At 66.0% G+C, this 14,666-nt stretch carries 15 protein-coding genes; 8 read left to right on the forward strand and 7 right to left on the reverse strand.

Annotated features, from left to right (window positions below; translation table 11 throughout):
• The 3 genes from GTP77_RS25950 to GTP77_RS25960 form a co-directional block, all read left to right on the forward strand.
• Positions 1 to 409 (forward strand): glycosyltransferase family 4 protein (locus GTP77_RS25950; protein WP_161075052.1); only part of this gene is annotated, 409 nt, incomplete at its 5' end.
• The gene (locus GTP77_RS25955; RefSeq protein WP_161075053.1) at positions 402 to 1,166 is read left to right on the forward strand and encodes a WecB/TagA/CpsF family glycosyltransferase; all 765 of its coding nucleotides are present in this window, start codon (positions 402 to 404) and stop codon (positions 1,164 to 1,166) included. The genes GTP77_RS25950 and GTP77_RS25955, both read left to right, overlap by 8 nt.
• The gene (locus GTP77_RS25960; protein WP_161075054.1) at positions 1,163 to 1,447 is read left to right on the forward strand and encodes a hypothetical protein; all 285 of its coding nucleotides are present in this window, start codon (positions 1,163 to 1,165) and stop codon (positions 1,445 to 1,447) included. The genes GTP77_RS25955 and GTP77_RS25960 overlap by 4 nt, the downstream gene beginning before the upstream one ends.
• A gap of 10 nt (positions 1,448 to 1,457) precedes the next feature.
• Here the strand turns inward: GTP77_RS25960 and GTP77_RS25965 are convergent, their stop codons facing one another.
• The 3 genes from GTP77_RS25965 to GTP77_RS25975 all read right to left on the reverse strand — a co-directional run bounded on the left by GTP77_RS25965 (position 1,458) and on the right by GTP77_RS25975 (position 5,516).
• Entirely contained in the window at positions 1,458 to 3,026 is a 1,569-nt protein-coding gene (locus GTP77_RS25965; protein ID WP_161075055.1) for a hypothetical protein, read from the reverse strand.
• 331 nt (positions 3,027 to 3,357) lie between these two features.
• Positions 3,358 to 4,101, reverse strand: coding sequence for a polysaccharide deacetylase family protein (locus GTP77_RS25970; RefSeq protein ID WP_161075056.1), 744 nt, complete (start codon positions 4,099 to 4,101; stop codon positions 3,358 to 3,360).
• Positions 4,098 to 5,516, reverse strand: a complete 1,419-nt coding sequence (locus GTP77_RS25975) for a UDP-glucose dehydrogenase family protein (RefSeq protein WP_161075057.1) — start codon at positions 5,514 to 5,516, stop codon at positions 4,098 to 4,100. The genes GTP77_RS25970 and GTP77_RS25975 overlap by 4 nt, the downstream gene beginning before the upstream one ends.
• 378 nt (positions 5,517 to 5,894) lie before the next feature.
• Between GTP77_RS25975 and GTP77_RS25980 the strand changes: the two genes are divergently transcribed.
• The 5 genes from GTP77_RS25980 (at position 5,895) to GTP77_RS26000 (ending at position 9,684) form a co-directional block, all read left to right on the forward strand.
• Positions 5,895 to 6,680, forward strand: coding sequence for a Crp/Fnr family transcriptional regulator (locus tag GTP77_RS25980; protein ID WP_161075058.1), 786 nt, complete (start codon positions 5,895 to 5,897; stop codon positions 6,678 to 6,680).
• Positions 6,681 to 6,695: 15 nt separating this feature from the next.
• The gene (locus tag GTP77_RS25985) at positions 6,696 to 7,049 is read left to right on the forward strand and encodes a hypothetical protein (RefSeq protein ID WP_161075059.1); all 354 of its coding nucleotides are present in this window, start codon (positions 6,696 to 6,698) and stop codon (positions 7,047 to 7,049) included.
• A 200-nt stretch (positions 7,050 to 7,249) separates the two neighbouring features.
• A complete protein-coding gene (locus tag GTP77_RS25990; protein WP_161075060.1) occupies positions 7,250 to 8,185 on the forward strand; it encodes a sensor domain-containing diguanylate cyclase in 936 nt (311 codons plus the stop codon).
• Positions 8,186 to 8,400: 215 nt separating this feature from the next.
• Positions 8,401 to 9,000: a helix-turn-helix domain-containing protein gene (locus tag GTP77_RS25995; protein WP_161075061.1), complete on the forward strand. Its 600-nt coding sequence runs from the start codon at positions 8,401 to 8,403 to the stop codon at positions 8,998 to 9,000.
• A gap of 12 nt (positions 9,001 to 9,012) precedes the next feature.
• Positions 9,013 to 9,684 carry a Crp/Fnr family transcriptional regulator gene (locus GTP77_RS26000; RefSeq protein WP_161075062.1) on the forward strand — a complete coding sequence of 224 codons (672 nt, stop codon included), beginning with the start codon at positions 9,013 to 9,015 and terminating at the stop codon, positions 9,682 to 9,684.
• Positions 9,685 to 9,702: 18 nt separating this feature from the next.
• On the opposite strand, the gene GTP77_RS26005 is transcribed toward GTP77_RS26000, so the two are convergent.
• From GTP77_RS26005 to GTP77_RS26020, 4 genes are all read right to left on the reverse strand, one after another.
• Positions 9,703 to 10,323 carry a type 1 glutamine amidotransferase family protein gene (locus GTP77_RS26005; RefSeq protein ID WP_161075063.1) on the reverse strand — a complete coding sequence of 207 codons (621 nt, stop codon included), beginning with the start codon at positions 10,321 to 10,323 and terminating at the stop codon, positions 9,703 to 9,705.
• A gap of 8 nt (positions 10,324 to 10,331) precedes the next feature.
• Entirely contained in the window at positions 10,332 to 10,874 is a 543-nt protein-coding gene (locus tag GTP77_RS26010) for a hypothetical protein (protein WP_229202374.1), read from the reverse strand.
• Positions 10,875 to 10,979: 105 nt separating this feature from the next.
• On the reverse strand, positions 10,980 to 12,809 hold the full coding sequence (locus tag GTP77_RS31105; protein WP_161075064.1) for a methyl-accepting chemotaxis protein: 1,830 nt from the start codon (positions 12,807 to 12,809) through the stop codon (positions 10,980 to 10,982).
• Between the two features lie 129 nt (positions 12,810 to 12,938).
• Entirely contained in the window at positions 12,939 to 14,645 is a 1,707-nt protein-coding gene (locus GTP77_RS26020) for an LVIVD repeat-containing protein (protein ID WP_161075065.1), read from the reverse strand.
• Between the last annotated feature and the right edge of the window lie 21 nt (positions 14,646 to 14,666).

Genomic DNA, 14,666 nt, shown 5'->3' on the forward strand with positions numbered 1-14,666 from the left:
GGCGCCCGCGTTCGGCCCGGACTGCCTGGGCCGGCGCAGCCCGGCCGAGGTGCGCGCGCTGCTGCGCGGCAGCAGCTTCCTGGTCGCGCCCAGCACTTGCCTGGAGACCTTCGGCCTGGCCGCGGTGGAAGCGTTCGCCTGCGGCGTGCCCGTCATCGCCAGCGCGCACGGCGGCCTGGGCGAACTGGTCGAGCACGGCGAGACCGGACTGCTGGTGCGCCCCGGCGACGCTGCCGACCTGGCCGCCAAGCTGGCCTGGGCCTACCACCATCCGGAGCAGATGCTGGCCATGGGCCGGCGCGCCTACGCGCGCTACCGGCTGCGCTACACGCCGCAGCAGAACCTCGCCATGCTCGAAGACATCTATTACACCGCCATGCTAGCCAACCTGGGACTCAATTATGCATAAACAACGTCAAGCGGTACTGGGCGCGCGCATCCACGTGCTCAGCTGGGAGGAAGCCGTCCTACAACTGCTGGACTGGGGCGCGCAGAAAGCGCCGCGCTATGTCTGCCTGTGCAATGCGCACTCGGTCGTGTGCAGCACGCGCGACGCGCACTTCCGCACCATCCTCAACAACGCCGACCTGGCCGCCGCCGACGGCGCCCCGGTGGCCTGGGCGGTCAGCCATTTCGCGCGCACGCGGCAACCGCGCATCAACGGCCCGGACCTGATGTGGCGCTACCTGGCGGCGGCCGAGCGGCACGGCCAGAGCGTGTTCCTGTACGGCAGCACGCCGCACACGCTGGCGCGCCTGGAGGAGGCCATCGCCGCCGCCTTTCCGGCGTTGCGCGTGGCCGGCGCGCTGGCGCCGCCCTTCGGCCCCGTCAACGCCGGGCAGGACCAGGCCGACGTCGAGGCGATCAACCGCTCCGGCGCCAACCTGGTGTTTGTCGGCCTGGGCTGCCCGAAACAGGAATACTGGATGGCGGCCCACTGCGGCCGCGTGGCCGCGCCGCTGGTGGGCGTGGGCGCCGCCTTCGACTACCACGCCGGCACGCTGCGCCGCGCCCCGCTGTGGTGGCAGCACAACGGACTGGAGTGGCTGTACCGGCTGGGCGCGGAACCGCGCCGGCTGGCGCGCCGCTACCTGGTGACCAACACCCTGTTCCTGCTCGGACTGGGGCGCCAGTTGCTGCGCGGACGCCGCGCCGGGCCGTCATGACGGCGCCGCATGCGCCCAAGTTCGACCCGAACCCGTTGTTCGATCACCTGCTCGAACTGCTGCAATTGAAGAACGACGCGGCGCTGTCGCGCCTGCTGGAAGTGGAAGCGCCGACCATCAGCAAGATCCGCCACGGGCGGCTGAAGGTCAGCGCAGGCATGCTGTTGCGCATGCACGAGGTGAGCCAGTTGAGCATCACCGAACTGCGGCGCCTGATGGGGGACAGGCGCCGCAGCTTTCGCCCCGGCAAGCCGCGCCATATTCCGCGCGGCCGCCGCTAGCGCGGCATTCTTACTGTCCGGCGCGCAGCGGGTGCGGGTAGACGTAAGGCGTGTAGCCCGGCTTGGCGTTCAGGAAGTAATCCCGGTTCAGGCCCAGCGAGGCAGGACAGGTGTTGTCGATGCCATTGGTGGTGTAGCCGTTCTGGGGATTGGCGGTGTTGTTCCAGATATACACCGAGCGGCTCTGGTCCGCGCCCGGGTAGGTGCCGCAACCGAAGCCTTCCACCATCAATTCCACCGTGCGGCTGACCGTGGCCGGCACCGTGTTATTGAAGATCACGCCGTCGCCGCCGCGGATGCCGATGGCCGTGCGCTGCAAGCCGCTGCTGATGCTGGTCGAATACGTGTTGTTATAAATTTCAAAGCTGCGCGAGCCGCGCTGCGACGAGGACAGGCCATGCGCGTCGGTCATCGCATAATCCTTGGCCGCATCGGTGCCATTCACCTTGTTATAACGGAACACATATACCGAGCCATTATTGGAGGCGATATTGTGACGGTTGCCGGAGAAATAATTATCTTCGACAAATACCGCGTCGGCCGATCCCAGGCTGAGCGCCGGCCAGGCGCCGCCGCCATACACCACCACCCCATAGCCGAGGTTTTTCAATTCCGGGCTGTAATTATCGATAAAGTTGTTTTTAAAGATAACGCCGCGCTGTTTGGGCGCATCGCCGACATACACGGCGCTGAAGACGAACTTGCTGAACTTCGAGTTCGTCACCGAAAAGTCGGAACAGCCGTTGAGCAGGCCCAGGCCCTTGTCCTGGATGGCGGCATTGCCGTTGCCGATCAGCGTCATGCCGGAAAACTGCGCGCGCTGGCCGTTGGAGCAGTTGTAGGCCACCAGATAGCTGGTGTTGGACACGCTGCCCACGCGGCGGATCACGGTCTTGTCCTGCCCCGCGCCGCGCAGATAGATGCCGGCCGGAACGTTGAGCTGCTGGGTGCCCCAGCTGCAATCGCCGGCCGGCACGCTGACCGTGGTGCCGGTGGCCGCCGAGTTCACCGCGGCCGACACGGCGGCGTAGCTGCAACTGGCGGCCGTCACGACCGGCCCGGTCGGCGCCGGAGTCGGCGTAGGCGTGGGCGTCGGCGTGGGCGCGGGTGCGCTGCAGGTGTACGGACTCCAGAAGTAGGTGCTGATGGTCGGATCCCAGCCCGGGTTGTCGTGGGTGGCGATGTAGTACTTGCCATTGTCGGGATAGGTCACGATGTTGCCGGTGACGTAATTGCTGCCCCAGGCGTAGTTCGGGAAGCTGCAGCTTGGCGCAGGCGCGGGCGCCGGTGCCGGTGCACTGCACGCGGTGTACGGGCTCCAGAAGTAGGTGCTGATGGTGGGATCGTAGCCGGGATTGTCGTGGGTGGCGATGTAGTTCTTGCCGTTGTCGGCGAAGTTGACGATGGTGCCGGTCGCGTACTTGGTGCCGAAGACGAATTTCGGGAAGCTGCAACTGCTGTTGCTGGCGGTGGCGGCCAGCAGCGTTGGGCCGCCCTGGGCGCTGGCCTTGGGCGTTTGGTCTGTGCCGCCGGCGCCGCAGCCGGCCAGCAATATGCCGGTGCCGAGAATTGCCAACAATTGGTTGTTCCGGTTGAGGGATCTTATATTCAAAATAATTACTCCTAGGAATTGACTAATAAAAATATTTAACTACCCGAATTTTTATTTTCGCCAATTCTAGGAGGCTTTCTCGCCTTAAGGCAAGAAATTTTTCACATTATGAAATTTCCATGGAATAATACTATCGCTTGAGGCTGCTATTAAATTACCCGTAAATTAATAAATATCGCTTCCACCAAGAAATTAATAATGCCAATATTAAAAGGCATAATGATCACACCGATATACAAAAGGGAAATAGATTCAACGCGCACCGGGCGCCTGCCGGCGACGCCGGCAGCACCGCGTTTCAGCGCTTGAGCGCCCCGAAGCTCCGCAGCGCCAGCGCGCCGTTGCTCAGGCGCCGCGACGGCGGCACGCGCGCGGCGACATGGGCCAGGAAACCGGCCAGCGCCGGCCAGGCGGACTGCGCTTCCACGTCGGCCGTATGCAGCCACAGGTGGAACACGCCGCCGCGCCGTTCAGCGGCCGCGAACATGGCATACAGGCGTCGCTCCCAGTCCGGCTCGCCGAGCGCGCGCAACAGCATGCCGGCGCGCTGGGGCCAAGCCCCGCCGCGCAGGTAGTTGCGCAGGTAAACCGCGCGCGCATGCGGATAGAACTGGCAGGTGGTGGCCATTTCGTAGCGGTTCGCGCCGGCGTCCAGGCACAGGTTCAGGGTGGTGCGCGCATAGTCGAAGCCGGCTGCGCGCACCTGCCCGATGTGCAGCGGCCGGTAGCGGCCTCCGGGGTAGCAAAAACCCGCCACGCGCCGGCCCAGCCTGTCCTCCAGCTCCCGTTTGCCGCGCACGATCTGCGCGCCGGCCTGCGCCGCGCCGACGCGCGTGAGGAACTGGTGGTCCAGCGTATGCGAACCGATCTCGAACTGCGCCGCCACCTGCCGCATGCCGGCGCCGGACAGCACCGGCCCGCCCTCCTGGTTGCGGATGGGGAAGTAGAACGTGCCCGGCAGGCCGTGCTCGCGCAGCAGCCCCGCCAGGGTCAGGTCGGCCGGGTGCCCGTCGTCGGCCGAACAGGTGAAGACCAGGCTCATGCGTTTTGGCCACCCTGCGCCGGCAGCGCCGCGCCGGCGCTGGCCATCGCCAGCCGCGCGCGCGGCGGGCGTCCGATACTGTGGTGTTCGATGCCGGCTTCGGCCATCAGGCGCGGCTCGAACAGATTGCGGCCGTCGAACACCACCGGCTGGCGCAGCAGGGCCTTGACCTGCCGCCAGTCGGGCGAGCGGAACTGCTTCCACTCGGTCACGATGGCCAGCGCATCGGCGCCCTGCAGCGCGTTCATCGGGTCGCTGGCGTAGCGCAGCCGCGCCAGCGCCTCCGGCCCGAGCGAGCGGTCCTGTTCCAGCGCGCGCCGGGCCGTGGCGTGGGCCACCGGGTCGTACACGGCCACGCACGCGTTGGCGCGCAGCAGCTGGCCGATCAGCACCAGCGCGCTGGCGTGGCGCACGTCGTCGGTGTCGGGTTTGAACGCCAGGCCCCACACGGCGAACACATGGCCGTGCAGATCGTCGCCGAAGCGCGCCAGGATGCGCTGGCCCAGCATCAGCTTCTGGTCGTTGTTGATGGCCTCGACCGCGCGCAGCAGCCGCAACGGCTGGCCGGCCTCGGACGCCAGCCGGCCCAGCGCCTGCAGGTCCTTGGGGAAGCACGAGCCGCCATAGCCGCAGCCGGCATACAGGAAACTGTAGCCGATGCGCTGGTCGGCGCCGATGCCGCAGCGCACGGCCTCGATGTCGGCGCCGATCAGGTCGGCCAGGTTGGCCATTTCGTTGATGAAGGAGATGCGCGTGGCCAGCATGGCGTTGGCGGCGTACTTGGTCAGCTCGGCCGAGCGGGTGTCCATCCAGACGGTGCGCGGATGGTGGCGGTTGAGCGGCTCGTACAGCGCCGTCAGCAACGCGGCGGCGCGGCGGCCGGCCGTGCCCGCCTCCACCCCGAGCACGATACGGTCCGGCTGCATGAAGTCGTGGACCGCCGCGCCCTCCTTCAGAAATTCCGGATTCGACACCACGGCGAAGGACAGGCCGCTGCCGCGCGCATCGAGTTCCTGCTGGACCGCGGCGCGCACGCGCTCGGCCGTGCCGATGGGCACCGTCGACTTGGTGACGATGACCTGGAAGCCGGCCATGCGGCGGGCAATGGTGCGCGCCGCCTGCAGCACGTGTTCGACGTCGGCCGCGCCGTCCTCATCGGGCGGTGTTCCCACGGCGATGAATTGCAGCTCGGCCATGCCGCCGTCGGCGTCGGACGAAAACCGCAAGCGCCCGGCGCCCACATTGGCGGTGACCAGTTCGGCCAGCCCCGGTTCGTGGATCGGAAGCTGGCCCCGTTCGAGGAGGGCGATCCTGGCCGGGTCGCGTTCCAGGCACAGCACCTCGTTGCCCAATTCGGCCAGACAGGCCGCCGTCACCAAGCCGACATAGCCGGCACCGAAAACAGTGATTCTCATAGATCGCCCTTTGTGTCGTCAGGTCAGGCGAAGGCGGCAGCCCCCGCGCCGTCCCACGATAAGCGAGCTGCGGGCGCGCCGGTTTGATTGCGGACATCCGCCGGGCGCATGGCAATCAAACTGCGGCGGCGGCGGCCATGCTTTACTGGACAGGCCGGGCCAGCGGGCCTTACACGATCGACTTTCGGTGTGCAACTTGATCTGTGGCAGAAAAAATAACAAATCTCCTGTTATCTTAATAACCAGATATTAGTCCTAAGCAACATCGGCCAAAGTTCCTACAGGAATTTTGCGCGCTTTCCGATTGACTATTGCTAGAAAGTCATATTGGTCTGCGCGTCCGCCACCTACGCAAATCGTAGCCACCAGGAGAAGACCATGTTATCGAGCCCCTATCCCACCTCCGGCCCCGGCCCAGCGGCCGCCCGCCCGCTGCTCAGCACGATGCAGCAGGACGCCAGCTTCGGCGAGCTGTGCGCCCTGCTCGGCATCCAGCACCAGATCGCGGACCTGAGCGACGAACACCGCCTGCCCCGCCTGCGGGTGCGCAACTGCCAGCGCATCCACCTGGCCGGCCAGACTTGCGACCGCATTTTCGTGGTCAACTCCGGCATCCTGAAAACCTCGTCGTATGTGTACGACAAGGAACAGGTGATGGGTTTCCCCATGCGCGGCGACCTGCTGGGCATAGACGGCCTGCTGAACCGCAGCTACCACCAGGAGCTGGTTGCGCTGACCAACGCCACCTTGATCGAGATACCACTCGATACGCTGGCCCGGCTGGGCCGCACCCATGGCGAGTTCGCCAGCGCCATCCTGGGCGTGATGAGCCACAAACTGGCGCGCGACCACGCACTGCTGAGCATGCGCGCAGGCCTCAACACCCAGGCCCGAATGGCCCATTTCCTGCTGGACACGGCAGCGCGCTACGCCGCCGCCGGCTATTCGGGCAGCAGCTTCAACCTGGTCATGCAGCGCGCCGAAATCGGCAACTACCTGGGCATGGCGATGGAAACGGTGAGCCGCACGCTGAGCGAGCTGCAGGCCCTGGAGATGATCAGCATCAATGGCCGCACCATATTGATACTCGATCCGGTCGCGCTGCGCGCCATGCGGCGCAGCCCGCGCCGGCGGCGCTTGCAAGACGGCGCCAAGCGCGCATGAAACCGGGAGGCTGCCATGTCACATGCATTTTCCGAATTCAGCGTGGCCGTTTGGCATCTGGCCGGCCACGGCGCGCAGAAGGACCGCCTCAAGCGGGCTTGCACCCTCAGCCTGGTGCGCATGCGGCCCAACGAGGTCCCCACTGAAGCACGCCACCTGTTCGAGGGCTTGCGCCAGCGCCTGCATGACGCGCCGACCCTGACCTCGATTGCCCTGCAGCAAAACATCGACCGCCTGGACGACCACGTCGCCAGCGAAATTATCGACGATGTACTGCGCATCTTTTCGACCGTGGCGCGCTACCAGCCGCCCGAGCCGCCGCCGTCCATGCTGGCGCCGCTGCGCTGTTGCGGCCGGGTGGCGGTCTGAGCATACTCCTGACAGGCCCTCGCGGGCCTGTGCTATATTAATAAAATGCATATTGGGAACGCAACGTTATTAATTCAAATCAAAAGTGACCGTAAGCAAAGCCCCCATCCGTGCTGCTGGCAAACTGGCGCAGTCAGACTGAACTGCCTTGGACAACCCCAGCGGCGGCCATGCCGCCCCGCCAGCCACGGAGCCGAACAATGCCATCGAAGCCCACTGCCCCCCCCGAACGCCAGTCCCTGCTGGCGCGTGCGCTCAGCGCCAACGCCAGCGCAGCACTGATCGCCGGTCCCGATGGCCGCCTGCAATGGGTCAACCAGGCCTTCCTGCGCCTGAGCGGCTATTCCGAACGGGAAGCACTGCGCAAATCGCGCCAGCAACTCGGCTGGGATGCGCGCGCCGCGCGCATCCTGGACGCCGTGGGCGCCGGCAAGGCCTGGTCGGGCGAGACCATCGTGCGTCACAAACGCGGCGGCGCCCGCCTGGTCAACGAGGTCATCACGCCGCTGCGCGACGAGGAAGGCAAGATCACTTGCTTTATCGCGCTGCAGCACCACATCACCGGCCGGCGGCGCAGCGACGCCAGCCTGCGCCATCTGGCCACCCACGACAGCATGACGGGCTTGCCGAACAAGGCCTGCTTCCTGCGCGAGCAACGGCGTGCCTTGCGCGGCGCCCACACCGACGGTCACCTGGCCGCGACCCTGTTTATCGACCTGGACCGGTTCAAGGCGGTCAACGACACCTATGGCCACCGCATGGGAGACCGGCTGCTGCTGGCCGTGGCACGGCGGCTCAAGGCTGCGGTGCGCCAGGACGACCTGGTGGCACGGCTCGGTGGCGACGAGTTTGCCATGCTGCTTCGCAGCATAACCAATCCGGCGGCTGCCCTGGCGCTGGCGGCCGACGTGGCGCGCAGCATCAGCCGGCCTTATGTGCTGTGCGGTTTGCAGCTCAGCATAGGCGCCAGCATCGGCGTCGCCGTTGCCCCCTCCCCGGACGCCAATGCCGCACGGCTGCTGGATCTGGCCGACCAGGCCATGTACCGCGCCAAAAAGCGCGGCGGCAATTGCGCCGAGCTGGCCAGCCTGCCAAATCCGCCGGAGATTGCAACCGAGGAACTAAGAACCTGCTAGTTTCAGCTATACTGCATTGCAGCATGAATTTTTTTCTTTGATGCAGTCCTCCCCTATCCGGCGGAGCGGACTGTCCTGTGAAAGGAGTCCTCATGGGAACGCGTGAACCGGTTTTTCAGCTTTCTGCAACGCACGCGGCGCCCTGCACAGAGTGCAGCGCGCATGCGCAGTGCCCCGGCAGCAGTGCGGCCGCCGGATCGGTCCAGACGACGCGGGTGCCGCGCGAGACAGTCCTGCTGCGCGCTGACCAGCTATGCGAGACGCGCCTCTACATCGTCCGCGCAGGCGGCTTCAAGCGCGTTTCGCCGCACCCCAGCGGCGCCTGGCAAGTCACCGCCTTCCATCTGCCCGGCGAACTGGTCGGATTATGCTTGCCGGACCAGTTGCACCATGGCAGCTATACCGTGGCGCTCGAGGATAGTACGGTGTGTGCGATAGAGGGTCCGCGCGCCAGTCCGCCGCGCCTGCTGCCGGCCTTGAACCAGGCGCTGGAACGGGAAGCGACCACCAACCAGCTCTTGCGGCAGTCCGGCTGCAGCCGGCGCCTGGCGTCCTTCCTGCTCGATATCGGCCAGCGCCAGGCGGCGCGCGGCTACTCGGACCGCATGCTGCGCATGGCGATGAACTGGCGCGACATTGCCAGCTATCTGCAAATGACGCCCGAGTCGGTCAGCCGCAGCCTGCTGCGCTTCAAGCAGGACGGGACCCTGGCCATGCAAGGCAAGCACGTCCAGCTGCACAAGCAATCGGTGCTGCGCGAACTGGCGCGCGGGGCTGCGCACACGGGACGCCATGGCCCGGCCGAGCAAAGCTGAGCGCAGCGCCGCATGTCCGCCATCCCCACTCCCCCCAGCCCGCTGCCAGCCGAGCTTACCGGCCCGCTCGCGGCGCTGGGGATGCAGCGCACGCACAAGCGGCGGCACGAATTCCTGTTCCACATGGGCGACCCGGTCTACGACCGTTTCTACGCCATCGACAGCGGGTACTGGAAATGCGGCACCGTATCGCTGGATGGCGAGCAGGACGTAATCGCTTTCCATGGCAAAGGCGGCTACCTGGGTCTGGACGAGCTGCATGCGGAGCGGCGCAGCTACAGCGCCGTCGCACTGAGCAACAGCACCGTGCTGGAATTCCCCATCGGCAGAGTGCTGCAGGCCGCAGAACAGGACGAGGCGCTGCGGCAACAGCTGCAGACGCTATTGCTACAGGAGATAGGCCGGCAGCATCGCATCGCGCAGATCCAGCGCAGCACGCGCGCCCGGCAGAAAATCGCCGCCTTTCTGCTGGAACTGGCCAGCATGGAATCGGCCGGCGGCCCCCCTGTCCCCTACTTCCGGCTGCCCATGTCGCGCACCGATATCGCCGCATTCCTGGGCCTGGGCGACACCACCGTCAGCCGGGAATTCCAGCATTTGACACAGAGCGGCGGCATCAGCGTGCAAGGGCGCTGGCTGTCCGTGCTCGACGCCAGCCAGCTGCAACGCGAGGCCGGGCAATAGCGCCGGCGCCGGCTTGGCTCAGACCATGGACGCCACCAGCGCCTGGAAGTACTGCGGCTGGCCGGTCTTGTAAAGCTGGTACCAGGCCTCGACCGTGGCCGGCCGGAAGATGTCCAGCATCTTCATCACTTCGTATGAGAACTCAAGCGGAGCAATGCCGGACGCGGTGACCAGGTTGCCTTCACGGACGGCGGGCGCGTCCTGGTAGCGCTGCTCGCCGGTGTAGCCGGGGCAGTTGGCTTTCAGGTCGTCCTTGTCGTTGCTGGTGTGCTGGCGATTGTCCAGCGCGCCGCTCTGCGCAAGCGCATACGTGGCGCCGCAAATGGCGGCGACAAGGTGGCCTTGCGCCAGCGTTTCCTTCGCAAACGCCACCAGCGGCGCCGATTCGGGCGCCATCCATGTTTCGGCGCCCGGCATCAGCAGCAGGTCGCCGCTTTCCATGCGCACGTCGGCCACCGCCAGGTCGGGTACGATGCGCATGCCGCCCATGGTAACTACCGGCGCGGCGCTCACGCCCACCTTCACGATCTCGCAGTCCTTGCCGGGATCGGCCAGCATGCGCTTGCTGTGCAGCTCAGCGGTCAGGTAGGCAATCTCCCAGTCGGCCAGCGTATCGAGCACAATCAGATAGATCTTCATGGGCACTCCTATTTGCTTTTTGCCACCTCGGTCACCAGCACGAACACCTCATGCCTGATCGCGGACCTGGCGGCCTGGAACTCCTGGTCGGCCTTCACGTAAGCGGGCTTGGCCAGCGCCTTCTTTTCCTCGGGCGTGGGCTTGGGCATGGCGCCGTACATGCTGGGACGGCTGTTGTAGTCCATCTGCAGCACTTTCTGGCCGTAGCTGGACTGGTAGAAGCGCGTCATCTCCAGCACGGTTTCCGGCGTGAGCAGCTTGGCGACCGGCGCCGACAAGCGGGTGTAGACCTGTTCGGCGGGCACCTTGTCCAGCTTGGCCATAAACTCCTGGCGCTGCTGCTCATTGGGGAACTTGCTGCCGCCGCCGACCGAGCGCGCCATCTTCTCGGTTTGCATGGCGGCCATCAGGTCATGCGCGGCTTTCACTTGCGCCGCGTTGGGCGCAGGGTTGGCGGCGCTTGCAGCGACGACGGGCGCAGCGGCCATGGCCAAGGTGGATACCGCCATCAGGCCGCTGGCGGCCAGCATGCTCAGCCACTTGCGTGCCATGTGCTTTCGATCTTGCTGCATATAAAACCTTTCGCATAAATGAAAAACCACGGCCGCGCCGCAGTGCGGCACGCCGTGGAGTTAGCATACTATAAAGCTGGAAAATCAGACAATTGATTCATCGAGCTTGAACACGCTGACCACGTGCGCCAGGCCCTGCGCCCGCTCGCTGAGCGAACCGGCGGCGGAGGCGGCCTGCTCGACCAGCGCCACGTTCTGCTGCGTCAGGCCGTCCATCTGCGTGATGGCGACGTGGATCTGGTCCAGGCCGGAGGTCTGCTCCTGGCTGGCCTCGGTGATCTCGCTCATGATGCCGGTAACACGCTGTATGCTGGTGACGATCTCCTGCATCGTGGCGCCGGCCTGGTCTGCCAGTTTGGCGCCGAGGTCCACTTTGTCCACTGCATCGCCGATCAGCGCCTTGATTTCCCTGGACGCCGCCGCGGAGCGCTGCGCCAGATTGCGCACTTCGCTCGCCACCACGGCAAAGCCCCTGCCCTGTTCGCCCGCGCGCGCAGCTTCCACGGCTGCGTTTAGCGCCAGGATGTTGGTCTGGAACGCAATGCCGTCGATGACGGCGATGATGTCCACTGTCCTGCGAGAAGACTGATTGATGGAGCCCATGGTCGCAACCACCTGGGACATAGCCTCGCCACCGCTTGCCGCCACGTCGGCAGCGCTGCGCGCCAGCCTGTCCGCCCGCAGCGCGTTGCCTGTGTTTTGGCGCACCGTACCGGCCAGGGTCTGGATGGCGCCGGCTGTCTGCTGCAGCGAAGCCGCCTGCACTTCCGTGCGCGAGGACAGGTCGCTATTGCCGTCCGCGATACCTGCAGAGGCCCGCCGCACCTCGTCGCTCGCGCTGCGTATCTCCAGCAGCACCGTGCCGATCTTGCCGGCGAAGCGGTTGAAGGCGCGTGCGATCGCGGCCAGTTCATCGCCGCCGCTTTCGTCCAGGCGCCGCGTCATGTCGCCCTCCCCATCGGCGATGCCGCCCAGCGCATCGCGCACCTGCCCGAGACGGCGCAGCATGCGGGCGATCAGCAGAGGCAGCAGCACAGACGCGGCGCCTGCAGCCAGCAGCGCGGCCATGGCGGAACTGCGCAGCAGCGCGTCCAGGTCGCGCGTGGCGTCGGCGCGGTCCAGCACCACGGCCAGGGTCCAATCCGTGCCGGGCACGGGAGTGGCGTGCAGCAGCGCTTCCCGCCCGCCTATCCGCACACCCAGCTCAGCCGCGCCCACGGCCTGTTCCAGCACAGCCGGTGTGATGCCGCCGCCCAGGTCCGCCAGCGGACGCATGGCCAGCGCGGCGTCGGGATGGGCGATCAGGCGGCCTTCCCGGTCGGCCAGGAAGGCGTAGCTGTGCGGCGTGGGCCGCAAGGCGCGCACCTGGCGCACCACGGCAGTCAGCGCCACGTCGGCAGCCAGCACTGCCTGCATGGAACGGCCGCGCATCTCGCCCGCGCCAGGGACACGCACCGGCTCGGCGAACGTGACGACCAGCTCGCCGCGCCCGGCATCCACGTATGGCGCCGTGATGACGGGGCCGCCGGCGCCCACCGGCAGCTGGTACCAGGGGCGCGATGTCGGATCGTACCCGGGCGGCGCGGCCTCATCGCGCGAGGAAGCGATGCGCTTGTCGGCGTAGCCGATGTAGGCATTGTCGAAACCTCCCGCCAGCGCGGCGGCCTTCAGCACGGGAGAGGGGTCAGCCCCGGCGGCGGCTCCTCGCAGCGACGAGACGATGGCGCGGCGGGCCGCGAGCCACTCGCCGATGCCTGCGGCCTGGCTGGAGGCCAGCTGGCGCATCTGCTCGTCCCGCGAAGCCGCCATGCGGCTGCGGGTAGTGAAGTAATTGGCGGCCACTACGGCCAGCATGGCCAGCACGACGATGGACACGCACAGGCCGATCAGCCGGCCGCGCAGGGTAGCGAACATGGTTTTAGGGGAAAGTTGATATGAAGGAGGCACGGCGCCGCCCGTAATGCGGCATCCCGGCATCGGGATACCGCGTAGGGCGGGTTAGCGGACCATCGGTCCGCGTAACCCGCCAGGACCGGCCGCGTATTACTTCTTGGGCGGCATGCCGAACACCGGCTTGCCCAGCAGCTCCGTGGAAACGGTGTAGATGCCGTGGTTGGAGAACACCCACACCAGGTTGCGGTCCCACTCGACGAAGATGCTGTGCACCGGATTGGGCAGCGCCCGGATGGAGAGCGTCTGGCCGTCGGTGGTCTTCTTGGCCGCATCGATCATCTTCGGCACGAAGTAGCCCGCGATCACCGGGTTCTTCGGATCCTTCACGTCAAAGATCTGCAGGCCGGCGTTGTAATAAGAGTACGGCATGTAGCGCTGGTTCGGCGTGCCCGGCTGGATGGCCGCGTAGCCGCTGCGCTTCGGACCGAAGCTGCCGCGCCGCTGGCAGAAGTCGGTGAACGGCGCATCCTTCGGCGGGGTCGGCGTTGGCAGCACGTTGGCGATCTTCGGACGCAGCGGGTCGCGCACGTCGATCGAGTAGATCGCTTTCAGCGGCTCGAAGCAATCCTCGGACATCGGATAGCCGCTGTAGTAGACCATGCCGGTCGATTCCACCTTGGTCACGTCGATGTTGTCGCCCTCGGTGCCGGTCACGCTCACCGGCATGTCGATATGCGCCACCTGCTTCATGTTCTTCGGATCGGAAATGTCGATCACGTAGAAGCCAAAGCCGCCCATGGCCGCGTAGCCGTACTTGCCGCCCTGCTCCACCGGCTTGGGAATGAACAGCGGCATGCGCGCGCCCATCCACGAAGTCTTGTTGCCGGCGCGCGGGTTCTTTTTGTATTCCTCTTCCTCGCCCACGCGCGAGCCGGGCGCCCACCACATCGACAGCCGCTTCGGCTTGGCCGGGTCGGACACGTCGTACACCAGCTGCGCGCCGGCGTGCAGATAGGTCTTGTATTCGGTGTTGGCGAAACTGTTGTCCGGCGCGCCGGCCACGAACAGGTACTGGTCGCCGTTATACACCGGCACGTCCTGGCAGCCGGAGCCTTCCTGCACCGGATCCTGGGCCGAATGGCTTTCATCCAGCGCGGTCTCGGACAGCAGCTTCCAGTCGGTCCACTGCGGGCTGGTCACCTCGTAGATGCGGAAGCCGCGCAGCATGGGTTTCTTGCGCGCGTTCTCCACCTGCTCTGGATTGGTGTACTTGTTCCAGATCAGGCCATAGCGCGAGATCTCGTAGCACTGCACCGCGATCATCTTGTTCAGCTTCTTGTTGAACTTCACGTTGAAGGGGCCGAACTGGTGCTCGCCTTCCTTGGTCTTAAAGGTCTTCTTCTGCACCACTTTCACGTTCTTCGGATCGGTGATGTCGAACAGGTTGTACATCCAGGTTTCATAGTCGTACAGGTAGCGGCGGCCGTCCCAGTCCAGCGTGGCCTGCCAGCTGTGGCCCGCGCCGGCCACTTCCGGCACGAAGTTTTCCACCTTGGTGTTCTTCAGGTACTGGTTCTGGTCCAGGTAGCTCAGGCTGCCCTCGACCGGGTGGGCGCCGTAGGCGTCCGGCGTGATGTCGGGGCTTTTGAACTTGCCGGTCCTGGCGTCGTAGCCCCAGGAACCCGGAGCCGGCATGGCCGGTTCGCCGGGCAGCAGCTTGATCTCCTTGCCGTTCGGGCCGGGCGCGTCCGGCGCGCCCAGGTTGGCGCCGCTGCGCGGCTGCTGGGCCAATACGCTGCCCGCGACGGCGGCGGCGCACAGGGTGAACGTCAGCTGTGGAATAAATTTGGTCTTCATAACGTGGGCTTTCTATTCAGG

It is taken from the genome of Pseudoduganella aquatica, from assembly GCF_009857595.1.
In the GTDB taxonomy this organism is placed as follows: domain Bacteria; phylum Pseudomonadota; class Gammaproteobacteria; order Burkholderiales; family Burkholderiaceae_D; genus Rugamonas; species Rugamonas aquatica_A.

Bases quoted from the DNA above. Each gene is read 5' to 3' on its own strand.
- GTP77_RS25975 (WP_161075057.1), bottom strand. From the start codon at position 5,516: ATGAGAATCACTGTTTTCGGTGCCGGCTATGTCGGCTTGGTGACGGCG.
- GTP77_RS25990 (WP_161075060.1), top strand. From the start codon at position 7,250: ATGCCATCGAAGCCCACTGCCCCCCCCGAACGCCAGTCCCTGCTGGCG.
- GTP77_RS25960 (WP_161075054.1), top strand. From the start codon at position 1,163: ATGACGGCGCCGCATGCGCCCAAGTTCGACCCGAACCCGTTGTTCGAT.
- GTP77_RS26005 (WP_161075063.1), bottom strand. From the start codon at position 10,323: ATGAAGATCTATCTGATTGTGCTCGATACGCTGGCCGACTGGGAGATT.
- GTP77_RS26020 (WP_161075065.1), bottom strand. From the start codon at position 14,645: ATGAAGACCAAATTTATTCCACAGCTGACGTTCACCCTGTGCGCCGCC.
- GTP77_RS25955 (WP_161075053.1), top strand. From the start codon at position 402: ATGCATAAACAACGTCAAGCGGTACTGGGCGCGCGCATCCACGTGCTC.
- GTP77_RS31105 (WP_161075064.1), bottom strand. From the start codon at position 12,809: ATGTTCGCTACCCTGCGCGGCCGGCTGATCGGCCTGTGCGTGTCCATC.
- GTP77_RS25980 (WP_161075058.1), top strand. From the start codon at position 5,895: ATGTTATCGAGCCCCTATCCCACCTCCGGCCCCGGCCCAGCGGCCGCC.
- GTP77_RS25970 (WP_161075056.1), bottom strand. From the start codon at position 4,101: ATGAGCCTGGTCTTCACCTGTTCGGCCGACGACGGGCACCCGGCCGAC.
- GTP77_RS25985 (WP_161075059.1), top strand. From the start codon at position 6,696: ATGTCACATGCATTTTCCGAATTCAGCGTGGCCGTTTGGCATCTGGCC.
- GTP77_RS26010 (WP_229202374.1), bottom strand. From the start codon at position 10,874: ATGGCACGCAAGTGGCTGAGCATGCTGGCCGCCAGCGGCCTGATGGCG.
- GTP77_RS26000 (WP_161075062.1), top strand. From the start codon at position 9,013: ATGTCCGCCATCCCCACTCCCCCCAGCCCGCTGCCAGCCGAGCTTACC.